Annotated in this window: 17 protein-coding genes; 14 read left to right on the top strand and 3 right to left on the bottom strand. The window is 43.2% G+C overall.

Going from position 1 to position 17031, the window contains the following annotated elements; translation table 11 throughout:
- Positions 1-154: 154 nt before the first annotated feature.
- Positions 155-3037, bottom strand: coding sequence for a ribonuclease E (rne, locus tag FFR00_RS10250; protein ID WP_137673301.1), 2883 nt, complete (start codon positions 3035-3037; stop codon positions 155-157).
- 414 nt (positions 3038-3451) lie between these two features.
- Here rne and rluC point away from each other — a divergent pair, with 414 nt between their 5' ends.
- Positions 3452-4402, top strand: a complete 951-nt coding sequence (gene rluC / locus FFR00_RS10245; protein ID WP_137673300.1) for a 23S rRNA pseudouridine(955/2504/2580) synthase RluC — start codon at positions 3452-3454, stop codon at positions 4400-4402.
- A 38-nt stretch (positions 4403-4440) separates the two neighbouring features.
- Here the strand turns inward: rluC and FFR00_RS10240 are convergent, their stop codons facing one another.
- Positions 4441-5025, bottom strand: coding sequence for a nucleoside triphosphate pyrophosphatase (locus FFR00_RS10240; RefSeq protein WP_137673299.1), 585 nt, complete (start codon positions 5023-5025; stop codon positions 4441-4443).
- 129 nt (positions 5026-5154) lie between these two features.
- Between FFR00_RS10240 and yceD the strand changes: the two genes are divergently transcribed.
- The 13 genes from yceD to FFR00_RS10175 all read left to right on the top strand — a co-directional run bounded on the left by yceD (position 5155) and on the right by FFR00_RS10175 (position 15495).
- The gene (gene yceD, locus FFR00_RS10235) at positions 5155-5685 is read left to right on the top strand and encodes a 23S rRNA accumulation protein YceD (protein WP_137673298.1); all 531 of its coding nucleotides are present in this window, start codon (positions 5155-5157) and stop codon (positions 5683-5685) included.
- Between the two features lie 12 nt (positions 5686-5697).
- Positions 5698-5871 (top strand): 50S ribosomal protein L32, encoded by a 174-nt coding sequence (rpmF, locus tag FFR00_RS10230; RefSeq protein ID WP_016403344.1) that lies wholly within the window; start codon positions 5698-5700, stop codon positions 5869-5871.
- 11 nt (positions 5872-5882) lie between these two features.
- Complete coding sequence (gene plsX, locus FFR00_RS10225) at positions 5883-6908, top strand: phosphate acyltransferase PlsX (protein ID WP_137673297.1); 1026 nt, start codon at positions 5883-5885, stop codon at positions 6906-6908.
- A 7-nt stretch (positions 6909-6915) separates the two neighbouring features.
- Positions 6916-7875, top strand: coding sequence for a beta-ketoacyl-ACP synthase III (locus FFR00_RS10220; RefSeq protein WP_137673296.1), 960 nt, complete (start codon positions 6916-6918; stop codon positions 7873-7875).
- Between the two features lie 15 nt (positions 7876-7890).
- Positions 7891-8823: an ACP S-malonyltransferase gene (fabD, locus tag FFR00_RS10215; protein WP_137673309.1), complete on the top strand. Its 933-nt coding sequence runs from the start codon at positions 7891-7893 to the stop codon at positions 8821-8823.
- A gap of 13 nt (positions 8824-8836) precedes the next feature.
- The gene (fabG, locus tag FFR00_RS10210; protein WP_137673295.1) at positions 8837-9571 is read left to right on the top strand and encodes a 3-oxoacyl-ACP reductase FabG; all 735 of its coding nucleotides are present in this window, start codon (positions 8837-8839) and stop codon (positions 9569-9571) included.
- 165 nt (positions 9572-9736) lie between these two features.
- Positions 9737-9973, top strand: coding sequence for an acyl carrier protein (gene acpP / locus FFR00_RS10205; RefSeq protein WP_016403339.1), 237 nt, complete (start codon positions 9737-9739; stop codon positions 9971-9973).
- A 74-nt stretch (positions 9974-10047) separates the two neighbouring features.
- Positions 10048-11292, top strand: a complete 1245-nt coding sequence (fabF, locus tag FFR00_RS10200) for a beta-ketoacyl-ACP synthase II (RefSeq protein WP_137673294.1) — start codon at positions 10048-10050, stop codon at positions 11290-11292.
- A 73-nt stretch (positions 11293-11365) separates the two neighbouring features.
- On the top strand, positions 11366-12157 hold the full coding sequence (gene pabC / locus FFR00_RS10195) for an aminodeoxychorismate lyase (RefSeq protein ID WP_161985143.1): 792 nt from the start codon (positions 11366-11368) through the stop codon (positions 12155-12157).
- Positions 12147-13139, top strand: a complete 993-nt coding sequence (gene mltG, locus FFR00_RS10190) for an endolytic transglycosylase MltG (RefSeq protein ID WP_137673292.1) — start codon at positions 12147-12149, stop codon at positions 13137-13139. Before pabC ends, mltG begins: the two co-directional genes overlap by 11 nt.
- A 4-nt stretch (positions 13140-13143) precedes the next feature.
- Positions 13144-13773: a dTMP kinase gene (gene tmk / locus FFR00_RS10185; RefSeq protein WP_137673291.1), complete on the top strand. Its 630-nt coding sequence runs from the start codon at positions 13144-13146 to the stop codon at positions 13771-13773.
- Between the two features lie 12 nt (positions 13774-13785).
- Positions 13786-14709 (top strand): hypothetical protein, encoded by a 924-nt coding sequence (locus tag FFR00_RS10180; protein WP_137673290.1) that lies wholly within the window; start codon positions 13786-13788, stop codon positions 14707-14709.
- A gap of 6 nt (positions 14710-14715) precedes the next feature.
- Complete coding sequence (locus FFR00_RS10175) at positions 14716-15495, top strand: TatD family hydrolase (protein WP_137673289.1); 780 nt, start codon at positions 14716-14718, stop codon at positions 15493-15495.
- 108 nt (positions 15496-15603) lie between these two features.
- On the opposite strand, the gene rsmF is transcribed toward FFR00_RS10175, so the two are convergent.
- Positions 15604-17031, bottom strand: coding sequence for a 16S rRNA (cytosine(1407)-C(5))-methyltransferase RsmF (gene rsmF, locus FFR00_RS10170; RefSeq protein ID WP_137673288.1), 1428 nt, complete (start codon positions 17029-17031; stop codon positions 15604-15606).

Here is a 17031-nt window from a genome sequence, read left to right as displayed (position 1 = left end):
AGACTTGTAAAAGAATCGATAGCGATATACAACACGATGAGACCGCACCTGAGTTTAAATATGGAAACGCCCAATCAGGTGCATAATAGAAAAGGCCAGCTACTGGAGCTGGCCTAAAAACCGTCAACCTATTTTAGGACGGGTCATTATTTACCTATTCGCCTGAAGGGCTCATAGGGCTTTGAGCTGAAGTGCTAGAGCTACTATTTTGTGCTCTGCGTGTGCCCACTGTAACAGGCTTACGCACGTATGGTTTTTTAACTTCATCAGTGCTTATTGCTGGAGCACTTACTGGTGCTGGCTTAGCCATTACCGCAGACGCATTACCTTTGCCTTCAACCTTGCTTGGTTTAAGCTTACCGCGATTACTACGCTTAGGTTTTACTTCAGCTTTAACTGCTTCAACCGGTACTTCAGCTTTCACTGTTTCAACAGGTGCTTCAGCTTTCACTGCTTCTACCGGTGCTTCAGCTTTAACTGCTTCAACTGGCGCTTCGGTTTTAACTGCTTCTACCGGAGCTTCGGTTTTCACTGCTTCTACCGGAGCTTCGGTTTTAACTACTTCTACCGGAGCTTCAGCTTTCACTGTTTCAACAGGCACTTCGGTTTTCACTGCTTCTACCGGAGCTTCGGTTTTAACTGCTTCAACCGATGCTTCAGCTTTTACTGTTTCAACAGGTGCTTCGGTTTTAACCGCTTCAACAGGTGCTTGCGTTGAATCTGTAGCTGGGTAACGAGAATCTACCGCGTCTTCATTCGTCTGGGTGCCAGTTTCAGCTTTAGGCAAATCATTAAAACGTTTGCGTCCGGCGCTGCTTGAAGAACGACGACGACGTTTTGGCTTCGGTGCATCGTTGTTCTCAGTTGAGGCTACAGGTGCCTCAGGTGCAACTGTTTTTGACTCAACTTTTTCAGGTACTGATTGTTCTACCAATACTGGCTCTTGCACTTTAGGTTGCTCAGCAGTCTTCTCCGCATTAACACGAACTTTCTTACGTAAGTTTCGACGTTCTCTGCGTTCTTTAATTTGCTGTTCTTTAGGTGCTTGCTCTTTTTGAGCTGGCTTATTTTCTTTTACCGTCTCGGTCTTTTCAATCTTGTCGCGCGCAGGCTTATTGCGCTGGTCCTTACGACGACGGGTTTTAGCGCCTTCGCTTCGCTCACCGCGCTCGTTACGTTCGTTGCGTTCTTTACGTTCAGGGCGCTCTTGTCGCTCCGAATTTTTGCTATTACGCTTGTCGTTGCGTTGGTTGTTACGACGATTGTTGCGCTTGTCACGGTTATTATTGTTTTTGCTTCGAGTGTTCTGCTTAGGAGCAGGCTTTTCCTCGGTAGCAAACATGGCACTAAAGAAAGCAACAATGCGTGCTAACAAAGAAGGAGAGGCTGCTGCGGCAGTTTTAACTTGTTTATTAGATTTCGCAGGAGCCGCAGGAGCCGCCGGGGCACTAAAACCTTGTAATACTGGTTGCTCAGCTTCGATTTTCTCTTTTGCTACTTGATTCGGCTGATAAACAGGAGATGGGTTTTCAGTGGTTAGCTGATAGCTTGTCTCTTGTGTTTCTTCGCCGCTACGAACACGTGTAACATCGTAGTGAGGTGTTTCCATATGTTGATTAGGAATAATCACCAAACGTACGTTATGACGTTTTTCTAGTTTGTTAATTGCTACTCGTTTTTCGTTAAGCAAGTATGCAGCAACAGGAACCGGTACTTGAGCATGAACTTCCGAGGTGTTTTCTTTAAGTGCTTCTTCTTCGAACAAACGTAAGATAGAAAGTGCTAAAGATTCGTTATCGCGAATTGTCCCTTGACCATCACAACGTGGACAAATATGAGTGCTTGACTCACCTAAAGAAGGGCGTAAACGTTGGCGGGACATCTCTAATAAACCGAAACGAGAAATACGACCCACTTGAACACGCGCTCTGTCTTGACGAACGGCTTCACGGAAACGATTTTCTACTTCTCGTTGGTTCTTAACTGGCGTCATATCGATGAAATCGATAACAACCAAACCGCCCAAGTCACGTAAACGCAACTGGCGTGCAATTTCATCTGAAGCTTCTAAGTTAGTTTGTAGTGCTGTTTCTTCAATATCGCCGCCTTTGGTTGCTCGGGCGGAGTTGATATCGATAGACGTTAGCGCTTCTGTTGGATCAATAACAATTGACCCGCCAGATGGTAAACGTACTTCACGTTGGAAGGCTGATTCAATTTGCGATTCAATCTGGTAGTGATTGAACATTGGCACTTCACCTTCGTAACGCTTCACGCGGCTTACAAAGTCAGGGCGTACCAATTCGATGTGTTTTTTAGCTTGGTCGAAGATAGTTTTATTGTCTATCAAGATCTCACCAACATCACGACGTAAGTAATCGCGAATAGCACGTACAATAACGTTGCTCTCTTGGTGTATTAGAAAAGGAGCTTGCTTAGAATCAGAAGCGTCAGTAATAGCACCCCAGTGATTAAGCAATACTTTTAGATCCCACTGTAATTCTTCAGCTGATTTACCAACGCCTGCTGTACGAACAATAAGACCCATACCGTTTGGTAATTCTAGACCGTTCATTGCTTCTTTTAGCTGGGTGCGCTCGTCACCTTCGATACGACGAGAAATACCGCCTGCACGAGGGTTGTTTGGCATCAATACTAAGTAGCTTCCAGCTAAACTAATAAAGGTAGTTAAAGCAGCGCCTTTGTTGCCTCGTTCTTCTTTGTCGATCTGAACGATAACTTCTTGGCCTTCTTTCACTACTTCTTTAATACTTGGGCGTCCTTGATAGACGTAGCCTTCTGGGAAGTATTCACGTGCGATTTCTTTCATCGGAAGGAAACCGTGACGCTCTGCGCCGTAGTCTACAAATGCAGCTTCTAAACTTGGTTCTACGCGGGTGATTTTACCTTTGTAAATGTTAGCTTTTTTCTGTTCGTGACCAGGACTTTCTATGTCTAGATCGTATAGCCTTTGGCCATCGACCAATGCAACGCGCATCTCTTCAAGCTGCATCGCATTTATTAACATTCTTTTCATTTATGTTGCCTTGGGGTTTGTTTGATTAAAACAACCTCATGGACAGCAATTAACCTGCCTTAAATGGCCAGACCCTGTGTTTGATGTCAGAGTGTTCAGGTAACCTCTCGGTTAGCTACTCTAGTCCTTAGGGCGCATTTTGGCGCTTCTATAAATAATGAGTCCCGCAAGCTGAGCTTGCCGAACTTAACAATATATTCTATATAGCTTTGATTTAAGGCAAATAATTGTGATTGCCTATCAGGTTGCTATGAAAATTCTTACTATCAAGAGCGTCAAAATATACAAAATAGTACGCTCTAAAGTTGGTGCCAAATAAGGAAAACCTTTAAAAACGGGCACTTTAAGCCTTACAAATATAGCAAAGCTATATTTTTCCATCAAATTATTTATGAGCATGTTACAATTTTTGCTATGAATACCGAAAATAAAGTAGTTCAGATGGTCACTGTTAGTGACGACGAGGCTGGACAAAGAATAGATAACTTCCTATTAAAACGGCTGAAAGGGGTACCTAAAAGTCGTATTTATCGCATTTTACGCAAAGGGGAGGTTAGGGTTAACAAAAAGAGGGTTAAACCTGAATACAAGCTGGTGGGTAGTGACATTGTTCGCATCCCGCCGATTCGTGTTGCCGAAGAAACGGGGTTGCCTTCTAATAAACTGAATCAGGTGGTGCAGTTAGAGCAGCACATTGTATATGAAGATGATTGTTTGTTGGTTATTAACAAACCCTCGGGCATGGCCGTTCATGGCGGAAGTGGCCTCAGCTTTGGGGTTATCGAAGCATTACGCTCACTACGCCAAGATTGCCGTTACCTAGAATTAGTGCATCGGATTGATCGAGATACCTCGGGTTTGTTGGTGGTGGCTAAAAAACGCAGCGCGTTACGTGAAATGCATAGGCAACTTAGAGAGAAGGTGGTGCAGAAAGATTACCTCACCTTAGTTCACGGGCAATGGCCTAAATCTACGAAAACGGTAGATGCGCCTTTACGTAAAAACGCAGTGGCGTCTGGTGAACGAATAGTGATCGTTGATCACCAAGAAGGTAAAGCTTCACTAACACGTTACCGAATAGAGCGTCGCTTTGCTGATATGACTCTAATGAAAGCTAGCCCCGTAACCGGCCGAACCCACCAAATCCGGGTTCACAGCCAATATGAAGGGCATAGCATAGCTGGTGATGATAAATACACGAGTAGAGAGTTGCTCGGTGAGGCAGCATCTCACGGTTTAAATCGTTTGTTCTTACATGCATGGCAAATACGCTTTACTCATCCTGCTACAGAAAAAGAGATGCACTTAACCGCACCTTTAGAGTCAAGCTTAAAAAGCTATTTAGATAAGCTAACGCCTTTATAGCAGTTAGCAGATTAAGGAGGAACTTCCTCCTTAATCTGCTAATCAAGCAGTTTTACGCCTTGTTGCTCTAGTAACGCACATAACTTTATTAGCGGCAGTCCGACTAAACTATTTGGGTCATCACCTCTTAAATGTTTAAACAGAACAATGCCAGAACCTTCGCTTTTAAAGCTTCCTGCGCAATGATAAGGTTGCTCAGCTTTTAGGTAGCGCTCTATGAGTTCCGGACTAAGGTCTCGAAAACCTACGTCAAAAGTATCCACTAAACTAGTCATCTGCTGGGTAGTACTGTTATATAGCGCTAAGCCCGTATAAAAGGTGATAACTTGGCCGCTGGCTTGGCTTAGTTGATTTACCGCACTTTGGTGGTTGCCAGGCTTACCTACAATATTACCGTTAATACAACATACTTGATCGGAGCCTATAATAAGGTGTTCTGGGAAGGTTTGTTTTCCGGCGAGTGCTTTATGCTCTGCTAAACGCAATACTAATTGCATAGCCGTTTCATTTGGTTGAGGTGTTTCGTCTATATCTGGATTGAAAGTGTTAAACTCAGAAATAATTTTTTGTAGCAGTTGTTTTCTAAAAGGTGAGCTTGAAGCCAAAACTAGGCGATTTTTCATCGTTTTTTAACCAAAATGAGCAGTCTGGTGATTTTAAACGCAAACTATAGTGATAGCGACGCTTAAAGGCATGAAAAAAGCAGAAATTGTTTTGACTATCACTGAGTGTAACTATAATATGCGCGCCTTATGCAAAAAGTGAAATTACCAGTAGAGATTGACCCGTTTAAGACGGCCAAGCGAAAGTTAGATTATCAAGGTTCACTTGAAATCAAACGATTGCCTCGTCTTAGCGATGCAACCTTGAAAGTGAATAGTGATGTAGACGTCTGGTTACGCTTTGGAACTGACCCGCAAGGGTTGGTTGTCGTTCAAGGCAAAGCGTTAACTGAGGTGGAGTTGGAATGCCAACGTTGTGGTGAAGCTTTTAGCTATGCTATTGACGTTGAGTTTACCTACTCGCCAGTCTGCGATGAATCGCAAGTGGAAGAGTTACCTGAAGATTACGAACCACTGCAATTAGATGAAGACAACTACTTTTTAGTCGCTGATTTAATTGAAGACGAGCTGTTACTGGCGTTACCAATTATACCTAAGCATTCTTTAGAAGACTGTTTAGTAAAGCAAGACGAACAAGTATTTGGAAAAATCGACATTGTAGAGGAAGAATCTAAACCGAATCCGTTTGCAGTGTTACAAAGTTTAAAAAAGAAAGACTAGGAGACTGGGTCAATGGCTGTTCAGAAAAGTAAAGTTACACGTTCAAGACGTGGCATGCGTCGTTCACATGACGCAATTGAAAACAATGTTGCATTAACAACTGACGCAACTTCAGGCGAGCTTCACCGCCGTCACCATGTTACTGCTGACGGTTACTACCGCGGTAACAAGGTAATTAACAAGTAAATTTTTGCATTTTGCAAAAACTTACGATTGCAGTTGATGCAATGGGGGGCGATGTTGGCCCCCATGTTACAGTGCCTGCCGTTGCGCAGGCACTTAACTATTACCCTCATCTAAATGTTACCTTAATCGGTGACAAGCATTTTATTAATTCCCTATTGATTGAGCATAAACTCGCTCAGCATCCCCGCTTAGAATTTATTCACACCACTCAAGTTGTTACTGCTAACGATAAACCACTAACTGCTTTACGTTCTCGTCGTCAGTCGTCAATGCGTTTAGCCTTAGATTTAGTGCACCAGAATCAAGCCGACGCTTGCGTAAGCGCGGGTAATACAGGCGCGCTCATGGCAATGGCAAAAGTTGTATTAAAACTTCTGCCAGGTATCGAGCGTCCAGCGCTAATTAGCCATTTGCCAGAACAAAATGGACGGGGTAGTTTACTGCTTGATCTCGGTGCTAATTCTAGCTGTGACTCTGAAGTGTTGATGCAGTTCGCAGTAATGGGGGCATCATTAGCCGAAAGCGTATGGGGCTTAAAGCACCCTCGTGTAGCCTTACTCAACATTGGTGAGGAACAAATCAAAGGTAATGATGTCGTAAAACAGACTGCGCAACTTCTTGAAAACTCTAACGCAATTAATTACATTGGCTTTGTTGAGGGTAATCAAATATTTAGCGGTAAAGCTGACGTAATAGTTTGTGATGGATTTGTAGGCAATATCGCGCTAAAAACCGCCGAAGGTGTTTCGCAGCTAATATTGGCTAAATTAAAGAAGCAGTTTGACGTAAACTGGTTTGCTCGTTTTATACTGACTTTGTTTTTACCAAGCTTAAAAACACAGCTAAAACAATTGAACCCCGACCAGTATAATGGCGCTAGTCTGTTAGGATTGCGCGGAATTGTCATCAAGAGCCATGGTCATGCCGATGAAACGGCATTCTTGCAAGCTATTCACCAAGCGGTTGCCGAAATACAGCAACAAGTGCCAAGCCGTATTACCGACAAACTAGAATCTTTATTAATGGATAAGCATTAAGTCATTTATGTACTCAAAAATATTATCTACAGGTAGTTATCTGCCAAGTAATGTAAGAACTAACTCAGATCTTGAGCAAATGGTAGAAACCAGTGACCAGTGGATCACTGATCGAACCGGCATTAAGGAACGTCGTATCGCTGCTAGTGACGAAACGGTCGCTGATATGGGCGCATACGCTGCTGAGTTAGCAATAGAACGAGCGGGCATAGATAAAAACGACATTGGCTTAATTATTCTTGCGACTACTTCTAGCGAAAATGCTTTTCCCGCAGCCGCGTGTGAAGTACAAGCTAAGTTGGAGCTACCTGGCGTACCAGCCTTTGATATAGCAGCCGCGTGTGCAGGTTTCACCTACGCCTTAAGTGTTGCCGACCAATACATTAAAAGTGGTTTAGTTAAAACTGCGCTAGTGATTGGTGCCGATAGGCTATCGCAGATGTGTGATCCTGAAGATCGCTCTACCATTATTTTGTTTGGAGACGGTGCCGGTTGTGTATTGTTAGGTGCAAGTGAAGAGCCTGGTATTTTATCTACCCATATTCACGCCGATGGTCGATATGGTGATCTATTAAAACTCCCTCATCCTCAGCGTGGTATGTCTGGCACTGAGATGGAGTCTTACATGAGCATGAGCGGCAATGAAGTATTCAAAGTGGCGGTTACTCGTTTAAGCGAAATTGTGACCGAAACCTTAGCCGCTAACAATATTGAGAAAACAAAATTGGATTGGTTGGTTCCTCACCAAGCAAACTTCAGAATTATTAAAGCTACAGCCAAAAAGCTAGCCATGCCGCTTGAAAAAGTGGTGCTGACTTTAGAACGACATGGTAATACTTCAGCCGCATCTGTTCCTATTGCTTTAGACGAAGCAGTGAGTGACGGACGCATTCAACGCGGCCAGTTAGTATTACTAGAAGCTTTTGGTGGTGGTTTTGCGTGGGGCAGTGCCCTAGTCAGATTTTAATTATTAGGATAGATGATGAGTAAATTAGCATTTGTTTTTCCCGGTCAAGGTTCACAAAGCGTAGGTATGCTAGCTGAATTAGCCGGAGAATATGCAGTAGTTGCCGACACCTTTAAACAGGCTTCAGACGTATTAGGTTACGACTTGGCAGGACTTATTGCCAATGGCCCTGCAGAAGATTTAAACGATACGAGCCGCACTCAACCTGCATTATTAGCTGCCTCTGTAGCGCTATGGCGTTTGTGGAATGAAAAGGGGGGGCAACAACCCGCTATATTAGCAGGGCATAGCCTAGGTGAGTACTCTGCCTTAACGTGTGCAGGTGTGCTTGATTTTGCTGACGCGCTAAAACTGGTTGAATATCGTGGACAACTGATGCAACAAGCTGTACCAGCAGGTATTGGCGCTATGTCTGCAATTATCGGTTTAGGTAACCAAGAGATTATTGACGCTTGTGAAAAAGCGGCTGAAGACCAAGTTGTAACAGCAGTTAACTTTAACTCACCTGGCCAGGTTGTGATTGCTGGTCACAAAGAAGCCGTAGAGCGCGCGAACGTGTTGTGTAAAGAAGCTGGCGCAAAACGTGCACTTCCTTTGCCTGTTAGCGTTCCATCTCATTGTGCATTAATGCAACCGGCAGCAGATGAGTTAGCTGGCTATATTGAAGGCGTTACGTTCTCTACACCTCAGTTTGACGTGATTAACAACGTAGACGTTGCGATTGAGAAAGACGCTAAAGCAATTAAACTAGCGCTAATTAAGCAACTATATAGCCCAGTGCGCTGGACAGAAACGGTAGAAGCAATGGCAGCCAAAGGCATTGACTCAGTTTATGAATGTGGCCCAGGAAAAGTACTTAGTGGCTTAGTTAAACGTATTCATAAACCTATGTCAGCTGCGGCAATTAACGATTTAACGTCAATTAAATCAGCTTTAGATAACAAGTAACGAGGATTTATTAATGACCTTACAAGGTAAAGTTGCACTAGTCACTGGCGCAAGTCGCGGCATTGGCCGTGCGACTGCAGAAACGTTAGTAGCAAAAGGCGCTACAGTTATTGGTACAGCTACATCTGAGAAGGGGGCTCAAGCAATTGCTGATTACCTAGGTGAAAACGGCACTGGTTTAGCGTTGGACGTAACCTCTAGCGATTCGATTCAACAATTGTTTGCGGCTATCAAAGCTCAATACGGGGATATCGATATCCTAGTAAACAATGCTGGTATTACTCGCGATAACTTGTTGATGCGCATGAAAGATGACGAGTGGGAAGATATTATTAATACTAACCTAACGTCTATTTTCCGTTTGAGTAAAGCGGTACTTCGCTCAATGATGAAAAAGCGAAACGGCCGAATTATCAGTATTGGCTCAGTGGTGGGCACCATGGGCAATGCAGGCCAAGCGAATTACGCTGCAGCTAAAGCTGGAGTACTTGGTTTTACGCGTTCTTTAGCACGTGAAGTGGCTTCTCGCGGAATCACAGTAAATGCGATTGCCCCAGGATTTATTGAAACAGATATGACTCGAGCACTTGACGATAATCAACGTGGTGCTATCTTGTCGCAAGTGCCTATGGCACGTTTAGGTGATGCTCAAGAAATCGCCAAAACGGTTGCCTTTTTAGCCAGCGAAGATGCTGCTTATATAACAGGTGAAACTATTCACGTTAATGGTGGAATGTACATGGTTTAAGCAGTGGCTTAAAAAATGTGCAAAAAATTGATAGATCGCAAGTTTTTTACAAAAATAACTACGAAAAACGTGGTTAGACCACTACGGTTAGGCTTGCAAAGTAATTCGGTTTGAATACACTATCGCAACAACGCAGAAGCGTATTTACTAAGGAAAAATATTGTCATGAGTGCAATTGAAGAACGTGTTAAAAAAATCATCATCGAGCAACTTGGTGTAAGCGAAGACGAAGTTAAAAACGAAGCTTCTTTCGTAGATGACCTAGGCGCTGATTCTTTAGATACAGTAGAATTGGTTATGGCTTTAGAGGAAGAATTCGATACTGAAATTCCTGATGAAGAAGCTGAAAAAATCACTACTGTACAAGCTGCAATTGATTACGTTCTAAATAATCAAGATTAGTAAAAAAGTGGGCGACGTCAGTCGCCCGTTTTGAATCCCCCTAAGATAAGTAAATCCCCCCTGGAGGCATTTCAGTGACTAAGCGTAGAGTCGTTGTTACTGGTATTGGTGCTTTATCACCAGTAGGTAATACCGCTGAATTAACTTGGCAAGCTATTAAGGCTGGTCAAAGTGGTATTGGCCCAATCGAACACTTTGATGTAGAAGCATTCCCAACCCGCTTTGCCGGTTTAGTGAAAGACTTCAATGTTGAAGAGTTCATGACTAAAAAAGACGCCCGTAAAATGGACGCGTTTATTCAATACGGTATTGCAGCAGGGCTTATGGCCTTTGATGACGCAGGTATTGAAGTAACTGATTCAAATGCTCACGGCATTGGGGTTTCAATTGGCTCTGGCATTGGTGGCCTAGGTTTAATTGAACAAAATCATGAAAATTATTTAAAGAATGGACCACGTAAAATTAGTCCGTTTTTTGTTCCTTCAACCATTATCAACATGGTGTCAGGACATTTATCGATAATGAAAGGCCTAAAGGGCCCTAATATCGCTGTTACTACCGCATGTACTACAGGTGCTCACGCTATTGGATTAGCGGCGCGCATGATCGCTTATGGCGACGCCGAAGTGATGTTAGCCGGTGGTGCAGAAAAAGCGTCTACCCATTTAGGCATGGGTGGCTTTGGTGCTGCTAAAGCCTTGTCTACTCGCAACGACGACCCAACAAAAGCAAGTCGTCCATGGGATAAAGACCGTGATGGTTTTGTACTAGGCGACGGTGCTGGTGTCGTAGTGCTTGAAGAATACGAAGCCGCTAAAGCGCGTGGTGCTAAAATCTACGCAGAGCTTGTTGGCTTTGGCATGAGTGGCGATGCATATCATATGACTTCACCTCCAGCCGACGGTGATGGTGCAGCACGTTCTATGGCTGCAGCCATTAAAGACGCTGGCATTGACGCTTCTGTGATTGATTATATCAATGCGCACGGTACGTCGACACCTGCTGGTGACGTAGCTGAAACTCAAGCTGTGAAAAATGTTTTTGGTGATCATGCTAAAGATGTATTGGTTAGCTCAACTAAATCGATGACCGGACATCTATTAGGTGCTGCGGGCGCTGTTGAAGCGATTATTTCAGTACTCGCTATTCGTGATCAAATCGCGCCGCCTACCATTAACTTGGAAAACCCAAGTGAAGGTTGTGACTTAGATTATGTAGTTGGCAGCGCTCGAAACGCAAAAATTGATTACGCCTTATCTAACTCGTTTGGTTTTGGCGGTACAAATGGCTCGTTAGTATTTAAGAAAATTGACGCATAATCTTTTTTCAACGCTACAGCTATTCAAAGCCTGATGTTATCATCGGGCTTTTTTATGTTTAGGGATATCGCTTTTGCAGGGCTCTGAGTTATCTGTGCTTGATCGCGGATTTAATTATGGCGATGGATTCTTCACGACAATGTTGGTGAAGAAGGGTGAAGTAGAACTATGGGACTATCACCGGCAGCGTTTGTTAAATGCTCAGCGAGTCTTAAAGTTTCCAGAAATAGACTTAGAGAGCCTACTTGAACAGGTAAAGCTAAAGGTTGCTGGCCGTCAAATCTGCGTGGCTAAAGTCGTTGTTAGTCGTGGCCAAGGTGGCCGAGGGTACGCTCCTCCTAAAGTGGTTACGCCAACTATCTTAATTAGCACTGCTGATTATCCCAAGGCTTATAATGATCTGCAAAAAAATGGACTCCGAGTAGGCTCTGCTACTCAGCGCTTGTCCTATGGTGGTCTTTATTCCTCGGTTAAAACTCTAAATCGTTTAGAGCAAGTTATGCTAAAGATTGAAGCTGACGAACGTGGCCTTGATGATTTGGTTTGCTTAGATATAAATGATCACGTTGTTGAGGGGGTGGCTTCTAACTTGTTCTGGGTAAAGGGAAATCACATTTATACGAGTGATCTTGGCGGGGCTGGTGTTGCAGGTGTGCAACGTCAGTTTCTTCTGAATAGTATTCAGCATTCGCCTTATCAACTTAAGCTCGGTACTTTTTCATTATCCGATTTGTTAGGTGCAGATGAAATTTTTATGAGTAACTCAATTATCCAGTTTGCTCCAGTTAAACAGTTTGATGAACGTAAGTTTAATCAGTTTCCCGTTTGTCGATGGTTTCAAGATTTGGTGAATCATGTTTCGTAAATTAGTTGTTATTGTTCTACTTTTTTCTCTAGCAGGCTTTGCGGCTTACACATGGTTTGATGACTATCTGAATACTCAGTGGCAGGAAGCACGAGACACTCAATTAGAACAAATTGAAGTGAGCTCTGGCGATAATTTTTATCGTGTTGCTCAAAACGTATTTCTAGATGCAGAGCAAGATAATTGGTGGCTAAGAGTGTGGTTTAAACTTCACCCTCAGCATAGCCAAATTAAAACTGGTCATTACCAACTACCGCCTGAACTTAGCTATGCACAGCTTACGGACATATTAGCAAGCGGCAAGGTTGTGCAGTTAAAAGTAAGCTTGATTGAAGGCGAAACGTATACTCAATTTTGGCAAAAGCTCAACCAAACCAAAGGTATTAAAGCGAGCAGCAAAACTGAACAAGAGCTGTTAACTTGGCTTGGTAGTGAATTTACCAAATTAGAAGGTTTATTGCTGCCAGAAACCTATTTCTTTGTTCATGGCACTCCTGCAGAAAACATTATTAAACGTTCTTTTGTAGCACAAGAAAAAGTAATTGCAGAGCAGTGGGACAAACGTAATAAAAAAGTGCCGCTTAAATCACCATACGAAGCCTTGATTTTGGCCTCAATTATTGAAAAAGAAACGGGAGCCAAGTTTGAGCGGCCGCGCATTGCGTCGGTGTTTGTTAATCGCTTAAACAAAGGTATGCGTTTGCAAACTGATCCTACGGTTATTTACGGAATGGGCGAGCGTTATGATGGCAACATACGGCGTAAAGACTTGCGAGAAGCCACGGCCTACAATACTTACGTGATTCGCGCTTTACCTCCAACGCCAATCGCGATGGCTAGCGAAGATGCTATTATTGCCGCGCTTAATCCTGAAAAATCGAACTATTACTATTTTGTAGCCAAAGGTGGCGGTGAGCATTACTTCTCTAAGAATCTTGCGGAACACAACCGAGCGGTTAGAAAATACATATTAAAGAAGTAACAACATGACTATTAGTAAATTTATTGTAATAGAAGGTCTAGAAGGCGCTGGTAAAAGTACTGCGGTTGCCGCTATTCAGGCATTATTAAGCGAACGAAAAATTCCATTTATTAATACTCGGGAGCCTGGCGGCACGCCAATAGCTGAAGCATTACGAGATATCGTGAAGCAGGGCGTCGGCGAAGAACAAGTTTGTGATAGCACCGAGTTATTATTGATGTATGCTGCTCGAGCACAATTAGTTGAAACACGCATTAAACCTGCTTTAGCAAGTGGTAAGTGGGTTATTGGAGATCGACACGATCTCAGCTCACAAGCCTACCAAGGCGGTGGCCGCCAATTGGGTGTTGAAAAACTTGCTGCCATCAAGCAGATTGCCATTGGCGATTTTGAACCCGATCTCACTCTTTATTTAGACATAGAACCAAGCCTTGGTTTAAGTCGAGCTCGCCACCGCGGTGAACTAGATAGAATTGAACAACAAGCCTTAAGCTTTTTTGAGCGTAGTCGAGCGGTATATCTAGAGCAGACGGAGAGCAAACCCAATATCGTTAAAATAGATGCTAGCCAAAATATTGAGCAAGTCGCTAGCGACATCTCTCAGCATCTTAAAGATTATCTAGCCGGTTTATAAGCGAGAATTACGATGAGTTTGCCGTGGTTAGGAAAAGCCTGGAAGCAGTTATCAGCCCAATTAAGCGCAGATACTTTCCCGCAAAGTTTGCTACTACGGGGAGAAAAGGGGCTAGGTAAGCTGCAGTTAGCCCAGTTTGTGGCCAAAACAATTCTCTGCTCCGAACAACAACACCAAGCCTGCAATCAATGCCACAGTTGTAAATTGGTTGATGCTGGCGCTCATGGAAGTTTGTTTTTACTTAACCAAGACAAACCTAAAGTTGATGATATTCGTGCACTAAGCCTGTGGGCTAATAAAACCAGTAGTATTGGTAAAAATAAAGTCGCGATCATACAAGATATTGCTTTGCTGAATATGGCATCCAATAACGCCTTGCTAAAAACCTTAGAAGAACCGGTTGCAGATACTCGTTTTATTTTAGTTAATCATCTACCGTTCAAAGCAATGCCAACCATCCTTAGTCGCTGTCAGTTGTTAACCATCACAACCCCTGAACGAGACTTGGTGAAGCACTGGTTAAGTAAACAGAAAATAAGGTTAGATGATAACTTCGCGTTAATATACCGATTTTGTAACGGTTCCCCGCTAACTATTGCTGAGTTTTATCGAGACCAAACCTACACCGAACTAGAACAGTTTTTATTGCAGTTCAGACAAATGGTTGAAGCAAAACCTAACAAATTGGCCGAGCTGATTCAAAAAGATAGCAATAAGTTACTTTGGCTAGGTCAAAGTTTGGCCTTAAGTTTTAGCATTGCCAAAGGTTTAGATTCGCCAGCGGTTTTTCCACAACTTGCACTAAATTCTAGTTTAACAAGCACGCTAGGGCGGGCTTACCAAGACTGGTTATGGCTAAACAAACAATTAGAACAATTTCCCGGACTTAACGTGGGCCAACAGCTCTACCCGTTGTTTGCCGAATTTAAGGATTAACAATACGTGTTAGTAGATTCACATTGTCATTTAGACCGACTTGATTATAAAGACAAACATCAAAACGTGGCTGAGGCCCTAGCAAAAGCAAAAAATGTAGGGGTAGATTATTGCCTTGCCGTTGCGATTTCGCCAGACAAGTTTCCCAGTATGATGGACAAAGTAGGGGAGTTTGATAATGTATTTGCATCGTGCGGTATGCACCCTCTTTATGTTCAAGACCAAGCTTTTGACTTAGAGCTGATGGAGTCATACTTGAGCCACCCTAAAGTTGTTGCAGTGGGTGAAACTGGCTTAGATTATTTCTACGCTAAAGAGCACAAAGATCTTCAGCATGAGGTGTTTACTCAACACATTAAGCTGGCGGAAAAACACCAAAAACCCCTAATTATTCATACTCGCGACGCGCGAGAAGATACGCTTAACTTATTGAAACAACATAATGCAGAGCGCTGTAAAGGGGTATTGCATTGTTTTACCGAAAGCTTAGAAATGGCGCAAGCGGCGATAGAGATGGGCTTTTACATTTCGGCTTCCGGTATTATTAGTTTCAATTCGGCGAAAGAGCTACAAAATACCTTCAAACAGTTACCGTTAGATCGAATTTTGGTTGAAACAGACAGTCCCTATCTAGCACCCGTTCCCCATCGTGGAGATGAAAACCAACCCGCTTATACATTAGATGTGGCAAAATGTTTGGCTAAGATCAAAGGGGTAAGCTTAGAAGAAGTAGCAGAGCAAACAACGAAAAACTTCTTCGATTTGTTCAGCTTGGCTAAGCCTTAAAAAAACGGCTCCACTCTAGTCCTTGAGCGGAGCGTAGGGGAATGGCTCTGTGTAGAGCCTTGCGCTAATAGTTTGCTAAGTGTAGTAGCAAATACTGTATTTGCAAGTTCACGCCAGCCCCTTGTCTTTAACCAATTCACGTGGGTAAGAGTTTTTAATTTTGTTTCTAATCCACTTACCTAATCCTATAACTTGGCCTTTATAGCTTAGTGCTACTTCACCTTTATTCGAGTTTGGATAGGCAATATCTTTCCCTTGATAAAACTCATGGGCTTGTTGACCATTTAACTCAATGAGGCTGTTGCTGATGTTTGCACCTAGAGCTGTTATTGCATCGTGGCTTGTTCTAAAGCCTTGTTTAAACTCTTCGGCTAATTTCACTCCTACTCGTTCAAAACGCATCTCATCTTTAACTAACAAAAAGCTGTTAGGTAATAACCAGTAGTCGCTGCCTTTGATAAATACCGAGTAATCAGTTGGCAGTGTAAGGCCAAACGATTCTAAAAAGTGCAGTTGTATGGCGCTTTTTTGCTTTGCGCCTGCCGCTTGATAAGCAAAGGGCTTAATTCGCTTTTTAATTACTTCAGTAGGCATTGATTGGTCTGACTTACGTAAAGCAGCAACAAAGAACCCTTCGCTGTTAAAGCGTTGTGGCCAAACGTGCAAATACCCTTCAGGGGTTATGGCTTTTTGGCAATCAGGAAAAAGCTGGCTCAAGCTGATTGGTTCAAAGCTATTCGGGTATTGAAGATTAACCTTATCAATCACTTGTTGGTTTTCTTGTTGGTTAAGAGTACAGGTTGAATAGATGACCGTTCCACCTGGTTTTAGTGCATGTAGTGCACTGGCCAATAGCTCACTTTGCAATGCAGCAATACTCTCGACATGCTGTTCACTCCAGTTATCCAAAGCTTGTGGGTCTTTTCTTAAAGTGCCTTCACCAGAGCATGGAGCATCAAGTAAAATGGCATCAAATTTCTCTGGCATCCACGTGCCAAATACTTCGGCACTGAAGTGGGTGATAGCGGCATTTATTACTCCACAGCGAAGTAAATTGGCGCTTAACACTTTAACTCTACTCGCGGAGAACTCATTGGCAACAATAGCACCTCGCCCTTTAAGCTTGGCGGCCATTTGAGTGGTTTTGGACCCGGGCGCTGCGGCTGCGTCTAACAACAGACTATCGTTGTTAGCATCAAAGCAATGAAATAGGGCGCTTACCGGTAACATGGAACTGGCTTCTTGGATGTAAAACAGTCCAGCCATATGTTCAGCTGTGTTACCTAAAGATACGTTCTCGTTTTCACGTTCAATCCAAAAGCCTTCTTTGCACCAGGGGATGGGTTCTAGTCGCCAGCCGTTGGCCTTCGCTAACTGAGTAAACTGCTGCACATCGGTTTTTAAGGTATTAACCCTAATACTTTTGCGCATTGGTTGCTGGCAAATCGCTTTAAAGCTAGCCAAACTCAGGTCGCTGGGAAGGTCTTTTTCAATGCGCTCTATGAATTTGGCTGGGAAGTTAATTGGTTTAGTCAA

Origin of the sequence: Agarivorans sp. Toyoura001, assembly GCF_005405585.1 — a bacterium.
Classification (GTDB): Bacteria; Pseudomonadota; Gammaproteobacteria; order Enterobacterales; family Celerinatantimonadaceae; genus Agarivorans.
Note: the sequence above shows the minus strand (reverse complement) of the source record. Positions and strands in the feature narration are given on the sequence as shown.

Coding starts and splice junctions, on each gene's coding strand:
- fabG (WP_137673295.1), top strand. CDS start 8,837: ATGACCTTACAAGGTAAAGTTGCACTAGTCACTGGCGCAAGTCGCGGC.
- tmk (WP_137673291.1), top strand. CDS start 13,144: ATGACTATTAGTAAATTTATTGTAATAGAAGGTCTAGAAGGCGCTGGT.
- acpP (WP_016403339.1), top strand. CDS start 9,737: ATGAGTGCAATTGAAGAACGTGTTAAAAAAATCATCATCGAGCAACTT.
- FFR00_RS10180 (WP_137673290.1), top strand. CDS start 13,786: ATGAGTTTGCCGTGGTTAGGAAAAGCCTGGAAGCAGTTATCAGCCCAA.
- rpmF (WP_016403344.1), top strand. CDS start 5,698: ATGGCTGTTCAGAAAAGTAAAGTTACACGTTCAAGACGTGGCATGCGT.
- rne (WP_137673301.1), bottom strand. CDS start 3,037: ATGAAAAGAATGTTAATAAATGCGATGCAGCTTGAAGAGATGCGCGTT.
- rluC (WP_137673300.1), top strand. CDS start 3,452: ATGAATACCGAAAATAAAGTAGTTCAGATGGTCACTGTTAGTGACGAC.
- FFR00_RS10240 (WP_137673299.1), bottom strand. CDS start 5,025: ATGAAAAATCGCCTAGTTTTGGCTTCAAGCTCACCTTTTAGAAAACAA.
- yceD (WP_137673298.1), top strand. CDS start 5,155: ATGCAAAAAGTGAAATTACCAGTAGAGATTGACCCGTTTAAGACGGCC.
- FFR00_RS10220 (WP_137673296.1), top strand. CDS start 6,916: ATGTACTCAAAAATATTATCTACAGGTAGTTATCTGCCAAGTAATGTA.
- fabD (WP_137673309.1), top strand. CDS start 7,891: ATGAGTAAATTAGCATTTGTTTTTCCCGGTCAAGGTTCACAAAGCGTA.
- mltG (WP_137673292.1), top strand. CDS start 12,147: ATGTTTCGTAAATTAGTTGTTATTGTTCTACTTTTTTCTCTAGCAGGC.